Source organism: Marinobacterium ramblicola (assembly GCF_019084545.1).
Taxonomy (GTDB): Bacteria; Pseudomonadota; Gammaproteobacteria; order Pseudomonadales; family Balneatricaceae; genus Marinobacterium_D; species Marinobacterium_D ramblicola.
This window is the reverse complement of the sequence record NZ_JAHREP010000004.1, coordinates 1-25,984: the sequence shown is the minus strand read 5'-3', so window position 1 is coordinate 25,984 and position 25,984 is coordinate 1. Positions and strand designations below refer to the sequence as shown.

Annotated in this window: 24 protein-coding genes; 18 read left to right on the top strand and 6 right to left on the bottom strand. The window is 56.2% G+C overall.

What is annotated here, in order from left to right:
• Positions 1 to 73: 73 nt before the first annotated feature.
• The 5 genes from purU to KQ940_RS03715 all read left to right on the top strand — a co-directional run bounded on the left by purU (position 74) and on the right by KQ940_RS03715 (position 5,721).
• Complete coding sequence (purU, locus tag KQ940_RS03735; protein ID WP_217411857.1) at positions 74 to 946, top strand: formyltetrahydrofolate deformylase; 873 nt, start codon at positions 74 to 76, stop codon at positions 944 to 946.
• A gap of 399 nt (positions 947 to 1,345) precedes the next feature.
• Entirely contained in the window at positions 1,346 to 2,494 is a 1,149-nt protein-coding gene (locus KQ940_RS03730) for a glycine cleavage T C-terminal barrel domain-containing protein (RefSeq protein WP_217411855.1), read from the top strand.
• Between the two features lie 214 nt (positions 2,495 to 2,708).
• Complete coding sequence (locus KQ940_RS03725) at positions 2,709 to 3,638, top strand: methylenetetrahydrofolate reductase (RefSeq protein ID WP_217411853.1); 930 nt, start codon at positions 2,709 to 2,711, stop codon at positions 3,636 to 3,638.
• Positions 3,639 to 3,819: 181 nt separating this feature from the next.
• On the top strand, positions 3,820 to 4,713 hold the full coding sequence (gene folD / locus KQ940_RS03720) for a bifunctional methylenetetrahydrofolate dehydrogenase/methenyltetrahydrofolate cyclohydrolase FolD (protein WP_217411851.1): 894 nt from the start codon (positions 3,820 to 3,822) through the stop codon (positions 4,711 to 4,713).
• 507 nt (positions 4,714 to 5,220) lie between these two features.
• Positions 5,221 to 5,721 (top strand): Lrp/AsnC family transcriptional regulator, encoded by a 501-nt coding sequence (locus KQ940_RS03715; RefSeq protein WP_217411849.1) that lies wholly within the window; start codon positions 5,221 to 5,223, stop codon positions 5,719 to 5,721.
• A gap of 115 nt (positions 5,722 to 5,836) precedes the next feature.
• Here the strand turns inward: KQ940_RS03715 and KQ940_RS03710 are convergent, their stop codons facing one another.
• From KQ940_RS03710 to KQ940_RS03700, 3 genes are all read right to left on the bottom strand, one after another.
• Complete coding sequence (locus tag KQ940_RS03710; RefSeq protein ID WP_246589717.1) at positions 5,837 to 7,333, bottom strand: BCCT family transporter; 1,497 nt, start codon at positions 7,331 to 7,333, stop codon at positions 5,837 to 5,839.
• Positions 7,334 to 7,698: 365 nt separating this feature from the next.
• Complete coding sequence (gene folE, locus KQ940_RS03705) at positions 7,699 to 8,229, bottom strand: GTP cyclohydrolase I FolE (protein ID WP_217412234.1); 531 nt, start codon at positions 8,227 to 8,229, stop codon at positions 7,699 to 7,701.
• A gap of 241 nt (positions 8,230 to 8,470) precedes the next feature.
• Positions 8,471 to 9,847 carry a dihydrolipoyl dehydrogenase gene (locus tag KQ940_RS03700; RefSeq protein ID WP_217411845.1) on the bottom strand — a complete coding sequence of 459 codons (1,377 nt, stop codon included), beginning with the start codon at positions 9,845 to 9,847 and terminating at the stop codon, positions 8,471 to 8,473.
• A 541-nt stretch (positions 9,848 to 10,388) separates the two neighbouring features.
• Here KQ940_RS03700 and KQ940_RS03695 point away from each other — a divergent pair.
• From KQ940_RS03695 to KQ940_RS03670, 6 genes are all read left to right on the top strand, one after another.
• Positions 10,389 to 10,838, top strand: a complete 450-nt coding sequence (locus KQ940_RS03695) for an OsmC family protein (protein WP_217411843.1) — start codon at positions 10,389 to 10,391, stop codon at positions 10,836 to 10,838.
• A 25-nt stretch (positions 10,839 to 10,863) separates the two neighbouring features.
• Complete coding sequence (locus tag KQ940_RS03690) at positions 10,864 to 11,664, top strand: enoyl-CoA hydratase (protein ID WP_425515617.1); 801 nt, start codon at positions 10,864 to 10,866, stop codon at positions 11,662 to 11,664.
• A 114-nt stretch (positions 11,665 to 11,778) separates the two neighbouring features.
• Positions 11,779 to 13,419 (top strand): acyl-CoA synthetase, encoded by a 1,641-nt coding sequence (locus tag KQ940_RS03685; protein ID WP_217411841.1) that lies wholly within the window; start codon positions 11,779 to 11,781, stop codon positions 13,417 to 13,419.
• 102 nt (positions 13,420 to 13,521) lie between these two features.
• On the top strand, positions 13,522 to 14,460 hold the full coding sequence (locus KQ940_RS03680; RefSeq protein ID WP_217411839.1) for a LysR family transcriptional regulator: 939 nt from the start codon (positions 13,522 to 13,524) through the stop codon (positions 14,458 to 14,460).
• A 138-nt stretch (positions 14,461 to 14,598) separates the two neighbouring features.
• Entirely contained in the window at positions 14,599 to 15,462 is an 864-nt protein-coding gene (locus KQ940_RS03675) for a LysR family transcriptional regulator (protein WP_217411837.1), read from the top strand.
• A 322-nt stretch (positions 15,463 to 15,784) separates the two neighbouring features.
• Positions 15,785 to 17,299: a sensor domain-containing diguanylate cyclase gene (locus KQ940_RS03670; RefSeq protein WP_217411835.1), complete on the top strand. Its 1,515-nt coding sequence runs from the start codon at positions 15,785 to 15,787 to the stop codon at positions 17,297 to 17,299.
• A gap of 30 nt (positions 17,300 to 17,329) precedes the next feature.
• On the opposite strand, the gene KQ940_RS03665 is transcribed toward KQ940_RS03670, so the two are convergent.
• Entirely contained in the window at positions 17,330 to 18,094 is a 765-nt protein-coding gene (locus tag KQ940_RS03665; RefSeq protein WP_217411833.1) for an IclR family transcriptional regulator, read from the bottom strand.
• Positions 18,095 to 18,406: 312 nt separating this feature from the next.
• Here KQ940_RS03665 and bhcA point away from each other — a divergent pair, with 312 nt between their 5' ends.
• The 6 genes from bhcA to KQ940_RS03635 all read left to right on the top strand — a co-directional run bounded on the left by bhcA (position 18,407) and on the right by KQ940_RS03635 (position 24,300).
• Positions 18,407 to 19,585 (top strand): L-aspartate--glyoxylate aminotransferase BhcA, encoded by a 1,179-nt coding sequence (gene bhcA, locus KQ940_RS03660; protein ID WP_217411830.1) that lies wholly within the window; start codon positions 18,407 to 18,409, stop codon positions 19,583 to 19,585.
• Between the two features lie 36 nt (positions 19,586 to 19,621).
• Positions 19,622 to 20,572 (top strand): beta-hydroxyaspartate dehydratase BhcB, encoded by a 951-nt coding sequence (gene bhcB / locus KQ940_RS03655; RefSeq protein ID WP_217411828.1) that lies wholly within the window; start codon positions 19,622 to 19,624, stop codon positions 20,570 to 20,572.
• Positions 20,573 to 20,607: 35 nt separating this feature from the next.
• Positions 20,608 to 21,771 (top strand): 3-hydroxy-D-aspartate aldolase BhcC, encoded by a 1,164-nt coding sequence (gene bhcC / locus KQ940_RS03650; protein WP_343222608.1) that lies wholly within the window; start codon positions 20,608 to 20,610, stop codon positions 21,769 to 21,771.
• Between the two features lie 52 nt (positions 21,772 to 21,823).
• On the top strand, positions 21,824 to 22,843 hold the full coding sequence (gene bhcD, locus KQ940_RS03645) for an iminosuccinate reductase BhcD (protein WP_217411826.1): 1,020 nt from the start codon (positions 21,824 to 21,826) through the stop codon (positions 22,841 to 22,843).
• Positions 22,844 to 22,918: 75 nt separating this feature from the next.
• The gene (locus tag KQ940_RS03640) at positions 22,919 to 23,767 is read left to right on the top strand and encodes an isocitrate lyase/PEP mutase family protein (protein WP_217411824.1); all 849 of its coding nucleotides are present in this window, start codon (positions 22,919 to 22,921) and stop codon (positions 23,765 to 23,767) included.
• A gap of 101 nt (positions 23,768 to 23,868) precedes the next feature.
• Positions 23,869 to 24,300 (top strand): GlcG/HbpS family heme-binding protein, encoded by a 432-nt coding sequence (locus tag KQ940_RS03635; protein WP_217411822.1) that lies wholly within the window; start codon positions 23,869 to 23,871, stop codon positions 24,298 to 24,300.
• Between the two features lie 60 nt (positions 24,301 to 24,360).
• On the opposite strand, the gene KQ940_RS03630 is transcribed toward KQ940_RS03635, so the two are convergent.
• Together KQ940_RS03630 and KQ940_RS03625 are read right to left on the bottom strand one after the other, a co-directional pair.
• Complete coding sequence (locus KQ940_RS03630) at positions 24,361 to 24,624, bottom strand: Txe/YoeB family addiction module toxin (protein ID WP_217412228.1); 264 nt, start codon at positions 24,622 to 24,624, stop codon at positions 24,361 to 24,363.
• Positions 24,621 to 24,863 carry a type II toxin-antitoxin system Phd/YefM family antitoxin gene (locus KQ940_RS03625; protein WP_217411820.1) on the bottom strand — a complete coding sequence of 81 codons (243 nt, stop codon included), beginning with the start codon at positions 24,861 to 24,863 and terminating at the stop codon, positions 24,621 to 24,623. The genes KQ940_RS03630 and KQ940_RS03625 overlap by 4 nt, the downstream gene beginning before the upstream one ends.
• Before the next feature lie 196 nt (positions 24,864 to 25,059).
• On the opposite strand from KQ940_RS03625, the gene KQ940_RS03620 reads away from it, so the two are divergent.
• Positions 25,060 to 25,984 (top strand): extracellular catalytic domain type 1 short-chain-length polyhydroxyalkanoate depolymerase (locus KQ940_RS03620; RefSeq protein ID WP_217411818.1); only part of this gene is annotated, 925 nt, incomplete at its 3' end.

Here is a 25,984-nt window from a genome sequence, read left to right as displayed (position 1 = left end):
AGCGCAGGTTTTTCCAACGCCAATATCTTCTGAAGCCTAAACGGCGCATGAATTGATTAAAGGACCCGGTGTTATGAACACAAACGAAAAAACCTATATCCTCAGCGGTAGCTCAGCCAGCAAACTGGGTGTACTCGATCTGATAATCGGATGCCTGTATAAGCATGAGTGTTATGCGTATGAGATACATACCTTTGACGATGATGATGTTGGGCGTTTCTTCTTCCGAGTGGAGTTCCGCTATATAGGTGCCGGTGAATTGGCTGAAGAAAGCCTGCGCAGCCAGTTTGGAGATCGCGCAGCATCCTTTGATGCGGTATGGGATCTGCGGGATTCATCGATTCCAGACAAGGTGGTTATCCTTGTATCCAAGTATGATCACTGTCTTCAGGATATTTTGCATCGTCACAGCATCGGGGCGCTCAACATCGAGATTCCGGCTATCATATCCAATCATCCTGACCTGCAAAGGCTGGCTGAGTGGTACAACATTCCGTATTACCACCTGCCGATTACTGCGGAAAGCAAGCCGCAGCAGGAAGCGGAGATGTGGAATATCATCCAGAAAGCCGAGGCCGATCTGGTCGTGCTGGCGCGCTACATGCAGGTACTTTCCGATGATATGTGCAGGAAGCTGCACGGACGTGCGATCAATATCCACCACTCGCTGCTGCCGGGATTCAAAGGTGCAAAGCCTTATCATCAGGCCTATGAGAAAGGGGTGAAGTTGGTGGGTGCGACTGCGCATTACGTCAGTAAAGACCTGGATGAAGGTCCGATCATCACCCAGGGCGTGGAGTCGGTGGATCATACCTATACCCCGGATCGGCTGGTGGCAAAAGGGCGCGACACCGAGCGTCTTGCACTGGCAAAGGCGATCAAACTGCATGTTGAGCGACGCTGTTTCCTCAACGGCAACAAGACGATTGTCTTCCCGGGGCACTGATTTTCCCTTCAACGCTCAGCTGCTCTAAATAACAAGCGGATCCCCCGGCCAATCGGGTGATCCGCTTTTGCCATTTAGAGGATCTCCCTTCTCGTGTTCACACCATCGCCCGATATGACTTCGCCTCGCCGCTAGGCTTATGAAACCTCTACGTAAGAGCTGCGCCCAGAGCCGTTTTGAGTGTTAAAGCGTATGCATTTTGGGTGCTATCCGGCTCTCTGCCTGGCTGTAGTCTAAACGGTCCAAAGGGTACCCAAAATTAGTCCTGATATGCAGTTTGGTCGCCCCCCTTTAGGCCTCGTATTCAGTGTGTTCCTCATATCATTTCCTTATTCAAGCGTTACCGCTCGTTGGTAACCACAGATCTGAAAAACGGCCGCACAATAAGAGGATGAGTAGATGGGCAAGCAAGAGCAAAAAGAGTTTGGTTTCGGCACACAGATCCGTAAATCTCCGTACTTCGACGCCACTGTGCGTTGGGGGGCCACCGGATTCTCGGTCTATAACCACATGTATATTCCGCGTGATTTCGGCGATCCGGTACAAAACTTCTGGAACCTGGTAAACGACGCGATTCTTTGCGACGTTGCGGTAGAGCGTCAGGTCGAGATCAGCGGTCCTGACGCCGCAAAATTTGCTCAAATGCTGACACCTCGGGATCTGTCGAAGTGCGCCGTGGGTCAGTGCAAATATGTGCTGATCACCAATGCCGACGGCGGCATCCTGAACGATCCTATCCTGCTGCGTCTGGAAGAGAACCGCTTCTGGATCTCCCTTGCGGACAGCGACATTCTGCTCTGGGCGCAGGGCGTGGCCGTCAACTCTGGCCTGGACGTGCAGATCCGCGAGCCGGACGTGTCTCCGCTTCAGCTGCAGGGGCCGAAGTCCGGCGAGATCATGAAGGCGCTGTTCGGTGACAGCATCACCGATCTCCGTTACTACTGGCTGCGCGAGTATGACCTCGACGGCATTCCGCTGATCGTGTCCCGCACCGGCTGGTCCAGCGAGCTGGGCTATGAGCTCTATCTGCAGGACTCCTCGAAGGGCGACGAGCTGTGGGAAAAGATCATGGCGGCGGGTGCTCCCTTTGGTCTCAAGCCGGGGCATACATCCTCTATTCGCCGCATCGAAGGCGGCATGCTCTCCTATCACGCCGATATGGACATCAACACCAACCCGTATGAACTGGGCCTGGATCGGCTGGTTGAGCTGGATATGGAAGCCGAGTTCATCGGTAAGGCGGCCCTCAAGCGAATCCGTGAACAGGGTGTATCCCGCAAGCAGGTCGGCGTGTTGATCGACGGTCCGGCCCTGTCGGGTCCGAACACCAAGTTCTGGACGCTGGAAAACGAGGGGCAGTCCGTGGGCAAGGTCACCTCGGCGATCTTCTCTCCGCGTCTGGAGAAGAATATCGCGCTGGCGATGGTAAGCGCGGATGTTGCAGAGATTGGCACGACCCTGGAAGTGGATATGCCCAATGGGAAGCGGACCGCCACCGTGGTCGAAAGACCGTTCTTCGATCCCAACAAGAAAATCGCGGCAGCTTAAAAGTCGTCAGCAAGACGCACGGTGATAGCAGGCTATCACCGTAGGTTCTTCCAGGGGCACAGGATCTGGCCTGCGCCGCCAATACAGCCGGCTGAGACAGATTTTACGGTGCCGTGATGCCCAAAGGGCAAGCGGACACCTCCTGTGCCAACGGACGCTCATTGCAACTATAAAAACAGAGCCTGGCCGAGAGCCAGCAGACGGGAGACATTGTATGGGGCTGTTCTCTTTTCTTTGTAAATCCGCGGACGCCAGCAAGGAGGGGCAGGGGCCTCATCTACTGGAGAACATCCTGCGCGGCTATTCGATAGAGGTTATGCCGAAGACTGCCGAGAAGGTGGAGAATTTTCGTGACCTCCTGCCCGAAGGTACCCGTGTCTACATAGCCCATATCGACGGCACGCCGATTGAGGATATGGTGCGCACCGCGCGTCGCTTGGCCGATGAAGGCTTCCCGGTAATGCCGCATTTTCCGGCCCGTGTGATCAAGGACCGTGCGGAACTGGCGAACTGGATCGCCCAATATCAGGGCGAGGCGGGCGTAAAACAGGCACTGCTCCTGGGTGGCGGACTGAGCACGCCGGCGGGAGAATTCGAGAGCTCTATTCAGCTGATCGAGACCGGGCTGTTTAACGATTTCGAGCATCTGCACGTTGCGGGTCATCCTGAGGGAAACCGCGATATCGATCCCGATGGCTCTGACAGGCTGGTCATGCAAGCGCTGAAATGGAAGCGGGCCTTTTCCGAACGCACCGATGCGAAGTTGGCGATCACGACCCAGTTCTGTTTCGAGGCAGCACCGGTGATCGCCTGGGCCGATCGGCTGGCGGAGGAGGGGATAGACCTGCCAATTCATATGGGCCTGGCCGGACCTGCCAAGCTGCAGACCCTGATGAAATATGCTTTGTCCTGTGGTGTGGGCCCCAGTATGCGGGTGCTACAGCGCCGGGCGAAGGATGTATCCAAGCTGATTATGCCCTACGAGCCGACCGATATATTGCTTGAGCTCGCGGCTCATAAAGAGCGCCATCCGCACTTCGGTGTTGAGCAGGTGCACTTCTTCCCGTTGGGAGGGATTACCGCCAACGCACATTGGATTACCGAGCATGGCGGGGCTTCAGGGCGGCCGGCTTCAGCAGCGTAATGCCAGGAAATACAAAGGGTACCGCAACCCCTTAATAGACGCCTGTTTGCATTTTTCCTGGCTGGGCAATCGCAGCTTTTTTATAGAGCTGCGTAACTAAAACAACAACGAATATAAGTGCACCGACTATGCAGGTTGTTAACCTTTGTCAGGCGGTGCGCGATCGAAGAAGGAGACAGGCATGACTGCTCGGATCATCGACGGTAAGGCGTTCGCAGCGATACTACGTGAGAGTGTAGCTGAGCATGTTTCGCACCTCAAACAGAGGCATGGGATTACGCCCGGCCTTGCGGTTGTACTGGTAGGAGATGATCCCGCATCCCAGGTCTATGTCAGTTCGAAAGGCAAGCAAACCGTAGAGGTCGGCATGCACTCCTACGAGTACAAGTTGCCTGCCGATACCTCCGAAGCTGACCTGTTGGCGCTGATTGAACAGCTCAACTACGATCTGTCGGTACATGGCATCCTCGTCCAGCTTCCCTTGCCGAAGCATATCGACGAAGCGCTGGTGATCAATGCGATTAATCCAGCCAAGGATGTGGATGGGTTTCATATCTCCAATGCGGGCCTGCTCGCCACCGGGCAGAAGGCGATGGTGCCCTGCACCCCTTTGGGATGCCTGATGATGCTGCGCGAGTATTGCGGCAACCTGTCAGGGTTGAATGCGGTGGTGATTGGGCGCTCCAACATCGTCGGTAAGCCCATGGCCCAGTTGCTGCTCAGAGAGAGCTGCACAGTAACCGTCGCTCACTCGCGTACAAGGAATTTGCCGGATATCCTGCGGCAGGCCGATATCGTTGTTGCCGCAGTCGGCCAGCCTCATTTCGTTCAGTCATCCTGGCTCAAGGAGGGCGCAACCGTGATTGACGTGGGTATCAATCGCATTGACCAAGAAGACGGTACGACGCGACTGGTCGGCGATGTGGACTACGAAGCCGCCAAAGAGGTTGCCGGTGCTATCACACCGGTACCCGGCGGTGTGGGGCCGATGACCATTGCGTGTCTACTGGCGAATACAGTCACCGCATGCTGTCGCGCACACTCCCTTCCCGAACCTAAAGGTCTGACCGTCTAATTGATGGATAGACGAGATAGGCAGGCACTCTAAACCCTGGCATTAGAGGCCTGCCTTTCATCCCGTAGCGTGAAACAAACTCAGGTTAGCCGGATCGCTCATCGATCCGGGATTAGCAGGGTGCTTAGTTAAGCGACAGCCTAATGCTCCCGACCCTTCCTGCTCCCACCCTTACCTCGACAGATACCTGAACTAGGGCGATTTTAGCGCCATCGGCGTCATGTCGTGTGCACAGCTGCCCCCTTAGCATCGTTTCGGAACCACCGATAACTCAAGCGTCGGCGGGCTAAATATAAACCCACATAGCAGGCAACGCCGACGTCCATTTTTCTGTTCGGCCGCCTCCTCTGACGCTATACTCGCTAATCGCCGTTCGAGCGAACGCCCTGTGCGAAACCGATAAAATGGGCGCAGCTCACCCGTTTGTGTTAGCCGTTTGAAAATTGAAGATCTTCATCCGGGCAACTAAACTCGTGCCTATAGGATGCTATTTGTAGCGTTAAAAATATGAAAAAAGTCGCGCTAGATGCAATGGATATCCGGATTTTGAGTGCTGTGCAGCAGCATGGACAAATAAGCAAAAACCAGCTTGCCGAATTGGTCAATCTTTCGCCAACACCCTGCTGGTTACGACTTACCAAGCTCAAAAATGCGGGTCTTATAACGGGTTATCGAGGACAGGTCGCTGTTGATAAAATTATCGACATAACCAAGGTTTTTGTGACTGTTTCTCTAAAGGCACATAAAAAGTCAGATTTTGATCGGTTTGAAAAACGCATACAGAGTATCGATGAAATAGTTGAATGCTGCGCGACTGGTGGTGGTTGTGACTATGTACTCAAGGTCATAACAACCAGCCTGTTCAATTTCCAGGCGTTAATTGAGCAGTTACTCGACGAAGATATCGGCATCGATCGCTATTATATTTATATGGTAACCAAGGATGTTAAATCAACTTCGCTTAGTTTGTCGCAACTGATGGAAATTAAGAATCGGACGAGCGAGTAAGTTTTATGTCCTATCGAAGATTGCTCCAAGCCGAAGCGATGAAAATTTCGGCTAGACGCCATTAAACAAGCCGGCTTTATGCCGGCTTGTTCCTAGCTTATATTCTAAATACGTACTAGCGTATTTCCGTTTTGAGACCTTTATAAAGGCTCAAGCACATCAGTGTTAGCACTAGAGTAAATGGCAGTCCGGTCGTGATCGCACCGGCCTGGAGGGCTGTCAGCGCCTCGGTGCCGCCACCAACCAGCAGCACGGCCGCGATAACACCCACCAGTGTTGCCCAGAACAGGCGCTGCAACATTGGGGCGTCGGTTTTACCGCCGGAGGTGATACTGTCGATGACCAGTGAGCCGGAGTCGGCTGAGGTAATGAAGAACACCAGTACCAACATGACGGCGACAAAGGACATCAGCATGGTCAGCGGCAGATTCTCAAACATCTGGAACATGGCCAGTGAAACATCGGTGATCCCCCCAGCCAGCGCGCCGACACCAGCCTGCGCTTGCTCCAGGGCGGTACCGCCGAACACACCCATCCAGACCAGGGTCACCAGGGTAGGCACCAGCAGCACGGCGATCATGAACTCACGTACGGTACGGCCTCTGGAAACGCGGGCGATAAACATGCCGACGAACGGTGACCAGGACACCCACCAGGCCCAGTAGAACACGGTCCAGCCGTGGAACCAGGAGCTGTCTTCACGACCGACCCAATTGCTCAGCGGTACGATGTTTTCGGCATAGCTGCCCAGGATTGAGCCCATGGAGCTGAAGATCTCCAGCGTCGGACCGAGCACGATAACCAGCGCAACCAGGCCGGCAGCGATGATCATGTTGATGTTGCTGAGCAGCTTGACGCCACCATCAAGACCGCGCGCCACGGAAAGCAGTGCTACACTGGTCACACCGGCAATCACCACGATCTGAGTGGTGATGTCGTTTTCAATGCCAAACAGGTAGTTAAGTCCTCCGGACGCCTGTTGCGCGCCAAGTCCCAAGGATGTGGCCAGACCGAAGATAGTGGCCAGTACCGCCAGAATGTCGATGAGGTGCCCGATCGGCCCCCAGCAGCGTTCGCCCAGCAGCGGGTAGAAGGCTGACCGCAGTGTCATCGGCAGGCCCTTGTTATAGGAGAAGAACGCCAGCGCCAGTGCGACGACACCGTAGATCGCCCAGGGGTGCAGACCCCAGTGGAACATGGTGGCACCCAGCGCCATTGAAGCACCCTCCGGTGTGTTGGCTGCCGCATTCAGCGGCGTGCCATACCAGTCGGTGTAGTAGGCGACGGGTTCGGCAACACTCCAGAACATCAGCCCGATACCCATGCCGGCGGCAAACAGCATCGAGAACCAGGAGACAGTGGAGAACTCCGGACGAGCGGAGGCACCACCGAGGCGAACCCGACCGATCGGCAGCAGGATCATGGCCAGACAGAAAAACACGAAGGCGTTAGCGCCAATCATGAACAGCCAATCGAAGTTTTCGATCGACCAGCTGCGCGCGCCGGTCAGGGCAACTTTGGCTTCGGCGGGAAACAGCAGTGTTCCGATAATGAAAAGCAGAATCAGACCGGCGCTTACGCCGAAAACGGGGTTGTGGATGTCCATACCCATAACCTGAACGTTATCCTGCCCTACTGTGTAGTCCGTATCGTAGTAGCCCGTATCCTCGTCGTATTCCGTATCACTTTCAGTTGTTAATAGTCTGCGTTGAGCGGTTTGGTTCATTATATAAGTCCTGTTTGTTTTTATTATCGCGGCGGCGAAGCAGATCCGAATAATGATCCTAAGAAGAGTGGCGAGGGGTGTAAAACGACGTTTTCTAAGCAGGTTGATTAGCCCTGTTAGTGCTGGATAATCACGCTGTGAATTGTTTTTGGAGTTGAACTTCTGAAGCAAGGACGAAGGAACCGATAGAGCGGTTGAGCGCTATATCGGTTCCGGATTGCGCGTGATTATCACCAGGCGAGCGTGGCGAATCAGTTGATAAGAGAGAGGAATTCGGCGCGTGTTGCGCCGCTCTTACGGAATTGCCCCAGCATCATTGACGTCGTCATCAAGCCGTTCTGTTTTTCGACGCCGCGCATCATCATGCACATATGCTTGGCTTCAACCACGACACCGACCCCGGCCGCGCCGGTCACCTCCATGATGCAGTCCGCAATCTGCTTGGTCAGGTTCTCCTGAATCTGCAGCCTGCGAGCGAACAGATCGACGATGCGCGCTATCTTGGATAAGCCGATTACCTTGCCGGAAGGGATATAAGCGACATGGCACTTGCCGATAAAAGGCAGCAGATGGTGTTCGCACAATGAGTAGAGCTCGATATTTTTGACGATCACCATTTCGCTGTTGTCGGACTCGAACAGCGCGCCATTGACAACCTCTTCCAGGCTTGTCCGGTAGCCGCTGGTCAGATACTCCAACGCCTTTGTTGCGCGCGCCGGGGTATCGAGCAGACCTTCGCGATCCGGATTCTCGCCAATGCTACGAATGATGGAAGTAAACATCTCTTTCAAGGGCTTCACCAAAGAGTTTGTAGGAAGAGTTTGAGAACGAGCCTGTGGACAGGATCGTGAATTAAGAATTCAAACTCTTCTAAAAAGTTAAAAAAAGCCGCCTCGGAGGGTACCTTAGCGGCGAAGTGCCATCGTGAGCTGCACACACCGAGCTTCATGGGCAGGGCTGTCCAAGAGTTCGGTTGGGCGCAGCAAAATTTAACCGGCTGGCCAAAGGCCGAATCTGGGGGGATTATCTTTTTCGCTGAGCGTTTTCCAACACGTCGCGCAGCAGCTCCTCGGCACTCGGATGGTAGATGGGCATCTCCAGCACCTGCTCGGCGGTCATCTGGTGAGTGATGGCCAGTGCCAGAATATGGGCCAGGTGTTCGGCCTGATAGCCAAGCAGCTCTGCCCCCAGGATCTTGCCTGTTCGTGCCTCCAGGTACACTTGAATACGGCCATCGACCTTGTTCCACACGATATGCCGTGGGCTGGCGAATGGCAGCTCGCCAACGATAATCTCCTGGCTTTGCAGTTCCTGGTAGGTTTTGCCAATAATCGCCATCTGCGGGTCGGTAAAGTAGATCATCAGCGGCGTGCGGCGTTTGGCGTCCACTGTATCCGGGTAGTGCATCGCATTGTCAGCTGCGATGCGGCCTTCATCGAAGGCTTCATGCCATACCGGTAGCACGTCGGTTGCATCGCCGGCGATGAAAATGGGGTGTCCGGGGTAGGACAGGGTATCGGGGTCGAAAGACCGATTGCCGTGCTGATCGGATGAGACACCAGCGGCCTCAAGATCCAGGCGATCGACATTGGACACCCTGCCGGTTGCCACCAGCACTCGGTCGAATACCTTGGTTACCGTCTCACCATGACTCTGCCGGTACTGGATCCAGGCGCCTTCATCCTCCCAGGTTCTCTCCACGGTACCGCTGGGGTAGATCTCCAGCTCATTGCTGAGGGTCTTAAGGGTTTCCTGCTGCATATCCGGATGGGTAAGGCCGCCTATTTTTCCGGAACGGCCATACAAAGTGGTTTTAACACCCAGGCGGTGCAGTGCCTGTCCCAATTCCAGCGCAATGACCCCCAGGCCAATGACGGCAACGGAACGCGGCAGGTCTGTTATCTCGAAGATCGTATCGCTGGTCAGCACGCGTGACAGAACGGGGTTGAACACCTCGCTGATTTCGGGCCTCGAGCCACAGGCAAGAATGATTTTCTTCGCCTTGACTTCAACCCCGTCGCCGACAATCAGGTGACCCGGTGCGATAAAGCGAGCGCGCCCTTCGATTTTATGGTGGGCCGGTATCTTCTCGACATACTGGAGGTTGCGCGCAACGAACCGATGGTCCCGCTCCCGGCGCATACGTTCCAGCACTTTTCTGCCATTGACTGTCCCCGTGCTTTCGATACCGAAAAACTCGCTGGTTTCGATATCGTGTGCATGATCGGCGGCCGTGATCAGCAGCTTGCTGGGCATGCAGCCTACTCGGGCGCAAGTTGTGCCGTAGGGGCCATCCTGGATCATGACCAGGCTGTCCGTTTTGCGACTGATCTTAGAGTAAGCACCTAATCCGGCCGTCCCGGCGCCAATAATTGCATACTCGACGTCGATGATTTTCATCTTTGGCTTGCTCCGTTGTTTTATATATCTGCTGGGAGAAGATACAGGCATTAAGTCGCTTATTTTCTACGTCTAAAAGCCTTGAGAAATAAAATACACTTATTAAAAGTGAGTAAACTCGTGTATTGGAACATTTTTTAAATGGCTCATTACGTCGATCTGAACTTCACGTTACCTGTAGGGGGTTAGAGTGTAAAACGATCCTTTCTAAGTGTATTGATTAGGATTCGTAACTCAAAGGAAGGTTTTCTGTTGTGTCAGCCGTATCCAGACATGTGTGACAGATGAGATGAGATTTTTCATAGAGCCTCTGCCATGGCTGGTCTTTTCCAGGCGAAATGGCAGGCAGAATGGGGTCTCCAGAGCGGCTGGATAACCGCGGCCTGAGTTAGCTGGGATATGCCTAGTCTAAATGGTCTATGGATTACGAAAAAATAGTCCTATAACACACGTTTTTGACTACTTTTAGCCCCCGCCCTCGGTACGTTCTTCATATCATGCAGAGAGTTGCTCAGGTAAACGAATAAGAAGGTTCTATCAGATGTCTATACATGAAGCAGAAATATGCTGGTACCAGAAACCGCATGACACAGATGAAAAAACATACTCTCGCAATCATGTTGTTACGTTGAACGGCAATCAGAAGCTTGATGTTTCGGCGTCTGTCGATTTCAAGGGCGATCCAGATTGCGCTGATCCAGAACAGATGCTTGTGAGCGCGGTATCCAGCTGTCATATGTTGTTTTTCCTGGCGATTGCAGAGTTTCAGGGGTTCAAGGTCGAGTCCTATCAGGATAATCCACAGGGATTTCTGGAAAAAAGCTTAAAAGGTGGGATGGAAGTTACACGTATAATTTTGACACCGAAGATCGTTTTTGGTGGTGATAAGTCTCCTGACCAGGAAATGATTAAAAAAATCCATGAAAGAGCACACAAGAACTGCTTTATCAGGAACTCAATAACGGCCAGTGTCGAAATCAATCATTCGTAAACTCGATATTTCTAGGAGAGAAAGCGTGCGTATCAATTCATCAAATGAAGACATTCTTCTTAGAACCGATAGTAACGGTGCGGTCTTCCTTTCCCTGAACCGGCCGGACAAACTGAATACCCTGTCTGAAGCGATGTTGATCGCTTTGCAAACCGAACTGGACGATATCGCGGTGGATCCCAGTGTTCGCTGTGTGGTGATTAGCGCTGAAGGTCGCGGTTTCTGTGCGGGCCATGATCTGCAGGAGATGCGCTCGCATCCGGAGCGGGAATACTATCAAGCGTTGTTCAAGCGCTGCGGCAAAATGATGCAGAGTATCGTTGCACTGCCGGTTCCGGTGATTGCAAAAGTCAGCGGTATCGCGGCGGCTGCTGGCTGTCAGCTGGTCGCCAGCTGTGATCTGGTTATCGCCGCCAGATCAGCGCGCTTCGCAGTACCGGGCATAAACGTTGGATTGTTTTGTTCAACGCCCGCTGTTGCGCTCTCAAGAAGCATCTCGGCCAAACGCGCCTTCGATATGCTGGTGACCGGTGATGTCATCGATGCCGAGACGGCGCTGGATTGGGGGCTGATCAGCAGTGTCGTGGCCGACGAAGAGCTGGATGATGCTGTCGCCGCGAAAGTGGTGAAAATTCTGAGCAAAAGTCCTTCTGCCGTCCGCTATGGCAAGTCCATGTTCAACCCGCAACGGCAGATGTCGTTGTCTGAAGCCTATGAGTTCGCAGGTAACGTGATGGCTGAAAACATGATGAGCCCCGATGCAGGGGAGGGCATTGATGCGTTCCTGGAAAAGCGCAAGCCGACCTGGGTGCAGCCGACTCGGTAACCCGTGCCCAACGTTCGCCGGCGAAAGCCGGCTCTGTCCGCTGGCGGGTAACAGAGACCCAGCCTGATTTAATCCTGGTCTACTTTTTCGTTAAAAAATAAGAGTACAAATATTATGAACGGGTTATGTTCTTATAATCAGGCGCTCGAAAAGACGCCAGCCAATTACGTGGCGCTCTCTCCGCTAAGTTTTATCAAACGGGCGGCGTCTGTTTATGCTGATAGCATCGCATTGATATATGGCGACATATCCTTTACCTGGGCTGAAACCTATCAACGTTGCCGTCAGCTGGCCTCGGTATTGAAGGGCTACGGTATCTCCAGGGGCGATACTGTCTCCGTCATGCTGCCAAATGTGCCCGCAATGTATGAAGCGCATTTCGGGGTGCCGATGACGGGGGCGGTACTAAACTCAATCAATATCCGCCTGGATGCGGAGGCGGTTGCCTTTATCCTTAATCATAGCCGGACTCGGCTGCTGCTGGTGGATCCGGAGTACACTGGCGTCGTCGAGAAAGCGCTGTCGCTGCTCGATAGCCCGGCGCCTATCGTCATCAATGTTGCCGATCCGAGCTGCGGCCTGGATGCCTCTATCGGTAACCTCGAATACGAAGCTTTGCTTGCCGAGCAATCTGAATTGGCCGAGTGCAATCCACCGTCCGACGAGTGGGATGCAATCGCATTAGGCTACACCTCGGGTACAACGGGCAATCCGAAGGGGGTGGTAACCCACCATCGTGGCGCCTATCTGAATGCGGTCAGTAATGTCCTGTCCTGGGGCATCGCCTCTAATGTGGTCTACCTGTGGACCTTACCGATGTTTCACTGCAACGGCTGGTGCTTCCCCTGGACGCTGGCAGCGATTGGCGGCACGAACATCTGTTTGCGCAAGGTCGACCCGGAGCTGATTCTGCAGCTGATCAAGCAACATGGCGTCACACACTACTGTGGTGCACCGATCGTACATTCGATGATCGCTGATGCCGCCTCGGTCCAGTCCTCGCCGATCGAGCACAAGGTTTCCGGGCTGATTGCCGGTGCCGCGCCGCCAGCGGCCGTGCTGGCGAAGATGGAGCGAATCGGGATCGAACTCACCCATGTCTATGGTCTGACCGAAACCTATGGCCCTGCCACCGTATGCGTCAAGCAGGATGATTGGGCTGGTCGCACCCTGGAGGAAAGGGTTCAACTCAACGGACGCCAGGGGGTGACCTACCCGCTTCAGGAAGAGGTCGTGGTGCTTGACCCGAACACGATGCAGCCGGTCCCCGCCGATGGCAAGACCGTGGGCGAGATCATGTTCCGGGGCAACATCGTTATGAAGGGGTATCTGCGCAACGAGCCAGCTACCGAAGAGGCGTTTGCAGGCGGCTGGTTCCATACTGGCGATCTGGCGGTCGTGCATGAGGATGGCTACATCAAGATCTCTGACCGGTCGAAAGATGTGATCATCTCGGGGGGAGAGAACATCTCCTCGCTGGAGGTTGAGGATGTTATCCAGCGCCACCCCGATGTCGAGCTCGCGGCGGTGGTGCCTCTTCCCGATGAAAAGTGGGGTGAAGTGCCTGCGGCATTCGTGCAGCTGCGTATCGGCAGCGAACTGACCGAGCAGGAGCTGATCGAGTTCTGTCGGCAAAACATGAGCCGCTTCAAGGCGCCGAAGAAAATTATCTTCGAACGTATCCCCACAACCTCAACCGGAAAGATCCAGAAGTTCGTCCTGCGTCAGCAGCTAGCGGAAGCGCAAGCGAGCTGAACCGGTGCAGGAGGTGCATCGCTGAATAGTTGTGCCAGAAGGGCCAACTATTCAGCTGATGTGTTGCTACAGTGGCAGCTCTGAAGAGTAAGAGTACTTGTTATGTCACGACTCCCCCCGCTCATCGCACTCTCGTATTTCGAGGTTGCCGCGCGCACCAAAAGCTTCGCCAAGGCGGCGAAGGAGCTGAATGTCACCCCGGCAGCGATCAGTCACCAGGTCAAAGCACTTGAGGAGTATCTGGGAGTTGAGCTGTTTGTGCGACATCACCGTCGCGTCAGCCTGACCCCCGCCGCGCGCGCGTCCCTGCCCGAGCTGCATGAGGGCTTCCAGGTTCTGGCCAACGCCGTCGATAAAATTCGCCTGTACAGTGAAGAGCGCAAAGTGATCACCGTCTGTGCCGAACCGCTGTTCGCCACCAAATGGATCGTACCGCGTTTGCACCGTTTCTATGCCCAGTTCCCCGACGCCGAAGTGCGGCTACAGGCGAGCTTGCACTCGGTTGACTCATGTCGTGACAGTGGATTTGGTGTATCGCAACTCAAGCGAGCCGGGATCGATGTGTCGGTGCGACTGGGCTATGGCGACTATGATGATCTGGAACTGCAGCGCATGATGCATCTTGATCTTGTGCCGATGTGCAAACCGGGGCTGAGTTCCGAAGCCGCATTCATGGCATTGAATTCTGACACCCTGTTATGTGATCGCACCCTGGCTCGCTTTGAGGATCTTTGCGGCTGGCGAGAGTGGTTCCGACAGCAGGGCCAGGAGGAGCTGAACGCCTGTAAGGTGTTGCAGTTTGGCAATGGACTGCTGGCACTGGAGGCGGCCATCTCCGGGCAGGGGGTGGTATTGGGCTCCAAAGAACTGCTGTCTACCGAGTTGGAGGCCGGCAAGTTGGAGGTGCTGGTTGATCGTCCGATGCGATGCGCCCAGGCGTATTACGTAGTCAGCCCCGGGTTGAACAGGGAGCGAGCCATCGCCAGAGAGTTTCGTGATTGGTTGTTGGACGAAATGAATCTCCCATCAAGCTATGGTTAGGAGTAAGTGTCGTATAGGTCTTTGATCTTCGATTCGATAATGGGATTCCTTAATTGCTGGGTTAACAAATACTCGGTTGGGCTATTTTACAAATAGATAAATAGTGACGATTTCACTCAAAAAAATTGAAGCCAGTTTATGACTGACCTGCCTATCTCGTTGCTGCGCACCTTCGTTGTAGTCTCTGATACGCTCAACCTCACGGTAGCAGCCAAACAGCTGCATCGGGCGCCATCTACCGTCAGCATGCAGTTGAGCCGCCTTGAAACTTTGGTAACGGTAACACTGCTAGAGCGTGCTCAATATGGAGTCAAGCTAACGGCGGCGGGTGAAGAACTTCGGTCTCACGCCCATCAGCTGCTCGGTCTGCACGACCGGATTCTGGGTACCTTTCTAAATGCTGGCATTAAGGGAAAGGTACGTCTTGGCACCCACGACCATTATGTAACGGAGTCGCTCACTCCATTACTTCAGACTTACGCGCTCTCCTACCCAGAGGTGAGGCTTGAGGTCGTTTGCGATTATCGTCCCCACTATCTAGCGTCACTGGTCGCAGATGGAGAACTCGATATAGCGCTGGTCGACATGTCGTCGTTGTCGGGCATTGGTCTGTGCCTTGGGCACGACCAATTGGTCTGGGTAAAGGCGGAAGCACATCCACTGCAGCCTAGCGCCCCTATCCCGCTAGCCTTACTTCCGGAGGGCAGTTTGGGCAGGGATGAGGCACTTCGCCTACTGAAGCAATATAACCTACCGCATCGCGTCGCTTTTACCAGTCACAGTTGGACCAGCATACTCGCGGCCGTGCGAGCGGGTATTGGCATTGGTGTTATTCCAAAGATGGCCCTTGAATCTGGAATGATCATTATTGACGAGGGGTTACCCACACTGCCGCAAACAGAGAACACACTCATCGTCTCCACACATATTAACGAAGCAACAACCCGGCTTGTTAGCACAATCAAAGAAAGCCTGTTTCAGCTGCGATCAGGATCAAACTAGTCTGCGATTTACCACATCGTCTCTTAATTCGAGTCGTTCCTATCTGTGAGGAGCGTTTCTAATATTTTTACGATTCAGAACGTGTGGAGCTGCTCAGCGGGGTGAAACGGTAGGAAATCAATTCCTTTCACTGCCGAGGGCGGTAGTAACCTGACCTGTCAGGACTCCGAAGAGTTAGGGGGACACCACTGTCGTGGCCGCTGCGGATGCGGCTGTTTTATAGTTCGAATTCATCCAATACCGTCGCCGGTCTAATACATAGATGGAGTTTAACGACTATTCTTTCTAAAACAGAAAAAGCTCCAAGTGCAGGATGTCTGGAATGCTTTCAAAGAAGTTGGCTGCGCGTCTCGGGCTGGTGAAGGGAGAAGAGCCCTACTTGTCGATGACGTTCGCGCGTCTGCGGCAATATGGGACGCCCACCGAAAAGAAGGCTGTACTCGGTGGATGGCTGCTGTCGCTTGTTGCCTCCATCGCCTTCGGTCTGCTCGTCGTCGTCGAGGGATGGTCAGGCCTGCCTCTGCCGTTCGGCGGTATCGAAGTATTTATCACCATCTACCCGCCTTTGCTGATATGCCTCTGGTGGACACTCTGTTTCGGCTGGCTTTGGGGCGCAATACCTGCGTACATCGCCACTTTAGTGCTGGCGCTCTATTCAGGGATGCCGCTGGATTGGGCATTGCTGTTCAGTTTCGCAGATCCTCTGGGTTTCGCCGCCGTCTCGATCGGTTATCGCGCTATCCGTATTCCCCGTGATCTTCGCAGCATTCAGTCCCTTGCTTTCTTTGTACTGATTAACTTCATCGGCGCGATATTCAGCTCCGCCGGTGCACTTATATGGTGCTATACCAACCAAGTCGACACTCTTGGATTGCTGCCGATCTGGCAGGGCTGGTGGTTGGGCGCTTTCCTGCAGTCGATGTTTATCGTCGGCCCGATTCTGTTTCTCACCCACCCCTTTATGGCCCGTTGGCAGGCGGAGCGCTCCATCCTGCGTGCGCCTGAGGTGGAAGATCTGAGCCGTCGCGTATTGCGGCTGGTGATGGTATTGGTACTCGGCGTTCTGGGTTACGGCTTTCTGACCATCAAACTGGGCGTCGAGCGGGTTGAAACCGCTTTGTCCGGGGTGTCCGACTCGCCGTTGATGAACGCGACGGAGGTGCTGACCTCCACGGTCTGGATCTTCTTTTGGGTCGTCGCCCTGATCGTGCTGTCGATCGGGGTGTTCAACTACCGCATCTTCACCCGCTGGGAGAGCCTGGTGGATGCGCTGATGGCCGAGCTGACTCGCCTGGCGCAGACCGACCATCTGACCGGTCTTCCCAATCGACGGTCGATGGCAGAGGTGCTGGAGACACAGTTCCACCGTTTCAGCCGTTATGGCGAGTCGGGGGCGCTGTTGATGGTCGACCTCGACTACTTCAAAGAGATCAACGACCGTTACGGCCACGCGGCGGGCGATCAGGTGATTAAATGTTTCGCCGACGCGGTGCGCAGTGCGATCCGGCTCGAGGATACCGCTTCCCGTTGGGGGGGCGAGGAGTTCCTGATCCTCTTGCCGCGTGTCAACCAAGAGGGCGCCCATGCGCTTGCCGAGCGACTGCGTGGGTTGGTGCAGGACGATGCGGTTGACTACCAGGGGCAAACAATTCACTACACGGTATCGATCGGTATCGCGCTTCACGAGGATGAAGGGGCGACACTGGACGACTGGATAAGCCTGGCCGACGATGCGCTCTATACCGCCAAGCAGCAGGGGCGCAACCAGGTTGTCGCGCTGGAGAACAGGGGCGGCAACAGCGCCGCCGACAGGGAAGATTCCGTTTCGGTAGGTTAGCCGATACAGAGTGGGGCGACCGGTGTTGCCTTACTCCGGTCGATACCCCAACTGCTCGGAGATCGCCTTACCCGCCGCGACCACATCCTCAATCCACTCATCCTTGCGCCGCTCCATTGGGGCCGACAGCGACAGCCCGGCCACCGGCTGGTTGCTCTGATCGTAGATCAGCACCCCGATGCAGCCGACGCCGATCTCCGCTTCCTCGTTATCCAGCGCATATCCGCGCTCGGCTGCGGCCAGGCACTCTTCGGTCAGCGCTTTCAGTGAATTGAAGGTGTTGCGGGTATAGGCGGGCAGGTTGGTGCGCTGGGCATAACCGGCGATCTCCTGGGCACCACCCTTGCCCAGCATCAGTTTGCCGACACCGGTGACATGCAGCGGTGCCCGGCTGCCGACGATCTGCTGCACATGCATCATCCGGTTCGGCGTGGCCTTGTCGAAATAGATCACAACATCGCCCTCGCGGATCGTCAGGTTGATCGTCTCCCCCAGCTTGTCCCTTAACTTCGCCATATAGGGCATCGCCACCGCGCGCAGGTCGATATCGGTGTGCAGGCGGTTGCTGAGCTGCAGCAGGCGCTGGCCGAGCCGGTACTCGCCGGCACCGCTACGCTCGACGAAGCGGTTATCGATCAGCGAGTGCAGTATCCGGTACGCGGTAGAAGGGTGCAGTCCGGCATCCGCACTCAACACCTTCAGTTTCACCGGTTTTGAGTACCGGGAGATCACATCCAGCAGGATGGCGGCCCGGTCGATGACCTGGATACGGGCTTCCGGTTTAGATTCTGACATGACAGGCCTCCTGGGATAACTCTTTGAAAATGGCGCTTTATCTGTGAATCAGGTCTTGAGGATCTAAATTTCACAATGTGTAATTTTCGCTCAATCTACCACATCGCAATAAAAAAATACCAATTTTCATATTGTGAAATTCATGGTTTTTGCCGGTTGGAATAAATAAAGCACTTTATATACAAGTAGTTATTAAAAAATCTGACCGATAAATCAAGTATTTCGTAATGTGAAATCTTTGCGTATTGCGGTTGATCTGGGTTCTTCATATGTTGGTATCGACTTAAGTATTACCAATAAGAGCGAATCACCATGTCAGACCAGAACCCCGTTTTCATACCAGGCCCGACCAACATTCCTGATCGGTTGCTCAACGCCATGCATATGCAGACCCGTGACCACCGCGCGCCGGATTTCGTCGAGACCTTCGCGCCCGTGCTGCAGGACTGCAAGCGTGTATTCGGTACCGAAACGGGGCAGGTGATCACCTTCCCGGCCAGCGGTACCGGCGGATGGGAAGCCTCTATCACCAACACCCTGTCCGCGGGTGACACGGTACTGGTGGCGCGCTACGGCATGTTTTCCCACCGCTGGATCGACATGTGCCAGCGTCATGGCCTCGAAGTTCAGGTGATCGACTGCGAGTGGGGTTCAGGTGCCCCGGCCGACAAGTTCGAAGAGGCGCTGCGCGCCGACAAGGACAAGAGGATCAAGGTAGTGCTGGCGACCCATAACGAAACCGCCACCGGCGTTAAGAGCGATATCGCCGCTGTTCGCCGTGCGATGGATGCTGCCGGCCACCCGGCGATGCTGTTCGTCGACTGCGTAAGCTCGCTGGCCTCCATGCCGTTCGAGATGGACGCCTGGGGCGTTGATATCGCGGTTTCCGGTTCGCAGAAGGGTTTCATGCTGAGCACCGGTATGGCGATTCTCGGCGTCAGCCAGAAGGCACTGGCGGCGATGGAGACTGCAACCCTGCCGCGCACCTTCTTCGATTTCCGCGACATGATGGCGGCCAACGCCAACGGCGGCTTCCCCTACACGCCGCCGCTGCAGCTGATCTACGGCATGCGCGAGAGCCTGAAGATGCTGTTCGAAGAGGGGCTGGAGAATGTTTACGCCCGTCACTTCCGCCTGGCGGAGGGTGTACGCAAGGCGGTTGACGCCTGGGGTCTGAAGCTTTGCGCCAAGTCGCCGGAGCTGTACTCCGACACCGTTAGCGCCATCTACGTACCGGAAGGCTTCGACAGCAACAAGCTGACCGAGCACGCGTTCAACACCTACGGCGTCTCCTTCGGCATCGGCCTGGGCCAGATGAACGGCAAGGCGTTCCGTATCGGCCACCTGGGCTCGTTGACCGACGTTATGTGTCTGTCGGGCCTTGCCACCATCGAGATGGCGATGGCCGATCTGGACTACCCGATTGAGCTGGGCTCGGGTGTACGTGCGGCGCAGGAGTACTACCGCGCCACCGCCGCTGCCAACCAATAATTGCGATCACCGAGGTATGCCGTGAGCGAGACAACGATGAACATTCCAACATACGACGATGTACTGATCGCCCATGAGCGGATCAAGCCCTACATCCATGAAACGCCGGTGCTGACCTCCCGGTTCCTGAACGAACTGACCGGCGCCGAGCTGTTCTTCAAGTGCGAGAACTTCCAGAAGGCCGGTGCGTTCAAGGTGCGTGGCGCCTGTAACGCCGTGTTCGGTCTGACCGAAGAGCAGGCCAGGGTAGGGGTGGCCACTCACTCCTCCGGTAACCACGCGCTGTCCCTGTCCTATGCGGCAGGCCGGCGCGGCATCCCGGTCACCGTGGTAATGCCGCGCACCGCACCGCAGGCGAAGAAGGATGCGGTGATCGGCTACGGCGGCAAGATCGTCGAGTGCGAGCCCTCCACCAGCTCCCGCGAAGCCACCTTCGCCGAGGTGGTGGCCGAGTCCGGTGCCGAGTTCGTCCACCCGTACAACGATCCGCGCGTTATCGCCGGCCAGGCGACCTGCTCCAAGGAGCTGTACTCCCAGGTGGAGAACCTGGATGCGGTGATCGCACCGATCGGCGGTGGCGGCATGATCTCGGGCACCTGCCTGACCCTGTCCACCATCGCCCCTGAGGTGAAGATCTACGCCGCCGAGCCGCTGAATGCGGATGACGCCGCACGCTCGTTCCGCGCCGGTCACATCATCGCCGACGACGCCCCGGAGACCGTGGCCGACGGCCTGAAGGTGCCGCTGAAGGATCTGACCTGGCACTTCGTCAGCCACCATGTCACCGACATCCTCACCGCCACCGAGGAGGAGATCGTCGATGCCATGAAGCTGATCTGGAAGCGGATGAAGATCGTGATGGAGCCGAGCAGCGCCGTGCCGCTGGCGACCATCCTGAAGAACCCGGAGGTTTTCCGCGGCAAGCGCGTCGGCGTGATCATCACCGGCGGCAACGTGGACCTCGACAAACTGCCCTGGCTCAAGTGAACGGCTGAAACGACAACAGATATAGGAGCACTGAAGTGAACGCACAAACTGATCTGCAAGACCTCGAAGTAGGCTACGACGTTCCAGCCCTGCCGGGCATGGATGAAGCCGATATCCAGACCCCCTGCCTGATCCTCGATCTGGACGCCCTGGAGCGTAACATCAAGAAGATGGGCGACTACGCCAAGGCCCACGGCATGCGCCACCGGGTTCACGGCAAGATGCACAAGTCGGTGGATGTGGCCAAGCTGCAGGAGACACTGGGCGGCGCCATCGGCGTCTGCTGCCAGAAGGTCTCCGAAGCCGAGGTGTTCGCCCGCGGCGGCATCAAGGACATCCTGGTCTCCAACCAGGTCCGCGATCCGCTGAAACTGGACCGCCTGGCGCAACTGCCGAAATTGGGTGCGCGCACCATCGTCTGCGTCGATGACATCGACAACGTCGCCGAACTGTCCGCCGCCGCGCAAAAGCACGGTACCGAGCTGGAGTGCTTCGTCGAGATCGACTGTGGCGCGGGCCGTTGCGGCGTCACCACCACCGAAGCGGTCGTCCAGATCGCTCAGGCGATCGACGCCGCCGCCAACCTGAAGTTCACCGGCATCCAGGCCTACCAGGGCGCCATGCAGCACCTGGATACCTACGAGGCACGCAAGGAGAAGCTGGATATCGCCATCGCGCAGGTCAAGGCTGCCGTGGATGGCCTCAAGGAGGTGGGGCTGGAACCGGAACTGGTCTCCGGCGGCGGCACCGGCTCTTACTACTTCGAGAGTAACTCCGGCGTCTACAACGAGCTGCAGTGCGGTTCCTACGCTTTCATGGATGCCGACTACGGCCGCATTCTCGATAAAGACGGCAAGCGTATCGACCAGGGGGAGTGGGAGAACGCGCTGTTTATCCTCACCAGCGTCATGAGCCACGCCAAGGCCGACAAGGCGATCTGCGACGCCGGTCTGAAGGCGCAGTCGGTGGACAGCGGTCTGCCGTTCATCTTCGGCCGCGACGATGTCGAGTACATCAAATGCTCCGACGAGCACGGCGTGATCTCCGATCCGACCGGTGTGCTGAAGGTCAACGACAAGCTGCGCCTGGTACCGGGCCACTGCGACCCGACCTGCAACGTACACGACTACTACGTCGGCGTACGTAACGGCAAGGTCGAGACCCTGTGGCCGGTCTCCGCCCGCGGTAAGGCGTACTGATCCCACTCCTGCTGCCCTCAGGGGCAGCAGGCTTCACGAGAGGAGAGATTTAATGACGACTCTTGCTAATGCAGCAGGTGTAAACGGAACCGAGCGAGACACCCTGGTCTCGATCGTATCCGAAGCGGTCTGCGAACAGATCGTCGGCCGGCCCGAGGCGTTCAAGGCGGTCGAGAGCGTATTCGGCGCCATGGCGCGCGGCGATGCCTACAACTTCCCGGTGGTGCGTGAGGCGATCGGCCACGCCGATGCCCTGTACGGCTTCAAATCCGGATTTGACCGCGCCGGTATGGTGCTCGGCGTCAAATCCGGCGGCTACTGGCCGGGCAACGTGCAAAAGAACCTGACCAACCACCAGTCGACGGTGATCCTGTTCGACCCCGATACCGGCCGCCTGAAGGCGCTGGTCGGCGGCAACTACCTGACCGCCGTGCGCACCGCCGCGGCGTCGGCCGTATCCATCGCCTACCTGGCCCGCAGGGACGCCAAGGTACTGGGCATGGTCGGAGCAGGGCACCAGTCCACCTTCCAGCTGCGCGCCGCCCTCGAGCAGCGCGAGTTCGAAAAGGTGGTGGCGTGGAACCCGCACCCGGAGTACCTGAGCCGTCTGGCCGCGGTCTGCGATGAGCTGCGTGTGCCGTTCGAAGCGGTAGACCAGCAGCAGCTGGGCGCGCAGGCGGATGTAATCATCACCATCACCTCGGCGTTCGAACCGCTGATGATGAAAGATTGGATCAAGCCGGGCACCCACATCGCCTGCATGGGCACCGATACCAAGGGCAAGATGGAGGTCGATCCGGAGCTGCTGGCGGCGGCAACCCTGTTCACCGATGAGGTGGCCCAGTCGATCTCCATCGGTGAGGCGCAGCATGCCGTGGCCTCAGGGCTGATCAGCGAAAATGACATCACACCGATCGGCCAGGTGATCAACGGCACCCATCCCGGCCGTCGTGACGACCAGGAGATCACCCTGTTCGACGGCACCGGCGTGGGCCTGCAGGATCTCGCCGTGGCTTCGGCTGCCGCCAAGCTGGCGCTCGAGCAAGGTCTGGCCACCCAGATCGCACTGTAACACCGAACATCCCCCTCGCCTGGCGAGGGGGCACTTCTTCCGACGCTTTACCATCGATTAAAACAGGTACCGATCATGAGTTCTGCTGCACGACTGCGTCTACGTGAACTGCTGGAGACTCGGCAGTGCGTACGATGCGCCTCGGTCTTCGACCCCCTCTCGTCACGCATGGCCCAGGAGATCGGCTTCTCGGTCGGCATACTCGGCGGCTCGGTCACCTCATTGATGGCGCTGGGCGTGCCGGATATCTACCTGCTGACCCTCAGCGAACTGGCCGACCAGGCGCGCCGGGTGTGTCAGGCCTCCAGCCTGCCGGTGATCGTCGATGGCGACAACGGCTACGGCAACGCCCTCAATGTGATGCGCACGGTCACCGAACTCGAGCACGCCGGTGCCGCCGTCATCACCATCGAAGACACCGTTATTCCCAGGCGCTACAAACAGCCGGAGCTGAACCTGAGCAGCATCGAAGAGGGCTGCAGCAAACTGCACGCCGCGCTGAACGCGCGTAGGGATAGCGGCATGGCGTTGTTCGCCCGCACCCACGCCCAGCAGCCGCTACCGGCGATCCTGGAACGGGTCGCGGCCTACAGCCGTACCGGCGTCGATGGCATCTGTATTTTCGGGCAGACATCAAAAGAGCTGCTGGAGCAGCTGAACGGCGTCACCGACCTGCCGCTGATGCTGATCGACTACGCCAAGTCAGAGCTGAGCATCGACGAACTGCGCCAGCGGGGAGTGCGGATCCACTTCAACGGCCACCGGGCCTACGAAGAAGGGGTCAAAGCGGTCTACCGGTCGCTGCTTCAGCTCCATACCGGCAGCGATATCGACTGTGATCACAATGCCAAGCAACTGATCGGACGCTTCGCCCAGCAGCAACAGTTCAATGCGCTCAGTACAGACTATTTAGATCCGGCCTGAACGAACCATCTCCAATAACCGCATTCGCGTTCCGTTTTACCGTTTAAAACCGAACTCTAGCTTCAAATAAATACAATTAATCTCTTAGAGGAGAGTGGAAAATGGGCAAACTCGATCTGGAAAGCTCGATCACCATCACCCGCGCCGCATTCGGCAAAAGCCTTGAACTGAACACCGCGCCGCTGACCGTGGCGATACTGGACGCCAGCGGCACACTGATCTCGCTGCAACGCCAGGACGGCGCCAGCATGATCCGCCCGGACGTGGCCATAGGCAAAGCCTGGGGCGCCGTCGCCGTGGGCAAATCCTCCCGCGCCCTGGGGGAGGACGCACAGAACCGCCCGGCGTTTATCTCCGCACTGAATACTCTGGCGCAGGGTAAGATCGTACCGGTGCCGGGTGGTGTACTGATCCGTAACAGCGACAACGAGATCGTCGGCGCGGTAGGGATCAGCGGTGACCTGTCCGATATCGATGAGCAATGTGCTGTGTTTGGGATTGAGGCGGCGGGGTTGGTTGCGGATGCGGGGTAATCTCTGAGCCTAACAGTCGTAAGGCACAAACCTGCTTCGAAATTTTTGTTGGATTGTGCCTTACTCGTAGTGGCTCCAAAGCCGGAGCACTTTTATTACCTGCTCTTCATCAAGCACTTGGTAAACCAGGCGGTGCTGAATGTTGATACGGCGTGAATAGGCGCCTGAAAGATCGCCCACCAGCTTTTCGAAGGGAGGCGGCTTGCGGTAAGGATCTTCGGCGATGATTGCCAACAGCTCCTGAGCTTTGGACTTGAGGCCGCTGGAGGCCAGTTTCTTAGCATCTTTCTGAGCTTGCTTGCTGTAAACCAACTTCCATGTCACCAATCCAGCTCCTCATCAAACTCATCTACAGGGGTATCCATCCCCTCACGAATAGACTCCCGCATACCTGGAACAGATAGCAGGTAAAGTGTCTCCTGAATGGCCGACCAATCTTCCTCCGATACCAGGACTGCTTTGTTCCGTTTACCCATGATAGTGATGGGTTGGTGGGATTCGGCGGTCTCATCAATCAATCGGTAAAGGTTGCTGCGCGCCTCAGTTGCAGTAATTCCGGTCATGACGCACCTTTGTTGTGTTTAAATAATCACCAAAGTGTACGCCTTTAGGTACGTACGTCAAGGCGAACGCTTTTGTTGGCTTGTAATGAAATAGGGCTCCGGTCCCACTTTTCGTATTGATTGGTTCCCAGTAGCGTCTTATGAAGTTGCAGCCTGGCAGCTATAAACACCCCCAATAATCAGAAGGCAGACGGACATGCACAATCGATTAGGTATTGGTTTGAATGCGAAAGCGATCCAGAAGCCGGCTTTAAAAGCTTTAATAGTGGCGTTGCTGACAGCACTATTGCTTGCCGGCTTGAGCCCGGCTCGCGCCGCTACGCTCACAGAAGTGACCGGTTTCGGCTCAAACCCCGGTGATCTGCGCATGTACGAATATATCCCGGATGACCTGCCAAAAGGCCGCCCGCTGGTGGTGGCATTGCACGGGTGCAGCCAGAGCGCATCCGCGTATGACGATGAGAGCGGCTGGGTCGAGCTGGCCGATCGCTGGCGCTTTGCCTTGCTGCTGCCTGAGCAGCAGAAGGCCAACAACAGCTCTTTGTGCTTCAACTGGTTCAACGGCAGTCATTATCTGGATTGGGTCTTCTGGTGGACGGATTGGGGCAATGATATTGATCGTGGGGAAGGGGAAGCGCTCTCCATCAAGCAGATGATCGATCATCTGGCGGACAAGCAGCAGTCGGACACCCGCCGTGTTTTTGTGACCGGCCTCTCGGCGGGTGGCGCTATGACCGCGGTAATGCTGTCTACCTACCCGGAGCTGTTTGCGGGCGGCGGCATCATCGCCGGTATTCCCTATAAATGTGCACGTTACTCCATCACAGCGCTAACCGACTGCGGTGTCGATGCCGACCGAGCCGGATCCGTCCCTATAAAGGATCTATCGCCACAGGAGTGGGGCGATCTGGTGCGTGATGCCAGCGACCACACCGGCCCCTGGCCGAGGCTGTCGATCTGGCAGGGCGACGAGGACAAGCGAGTGATCCCGGACACTGCCAGAGAGCTGCTTGAGCAGTGGGCCAACGTCCACGGCATTGATACTGTCAATGCCGGTCTGAGAAGTCCTCTTTTTCGCGGTTTGAGATGTCCCCTTTTTGTCGGTTCGTTGACTGATTTAT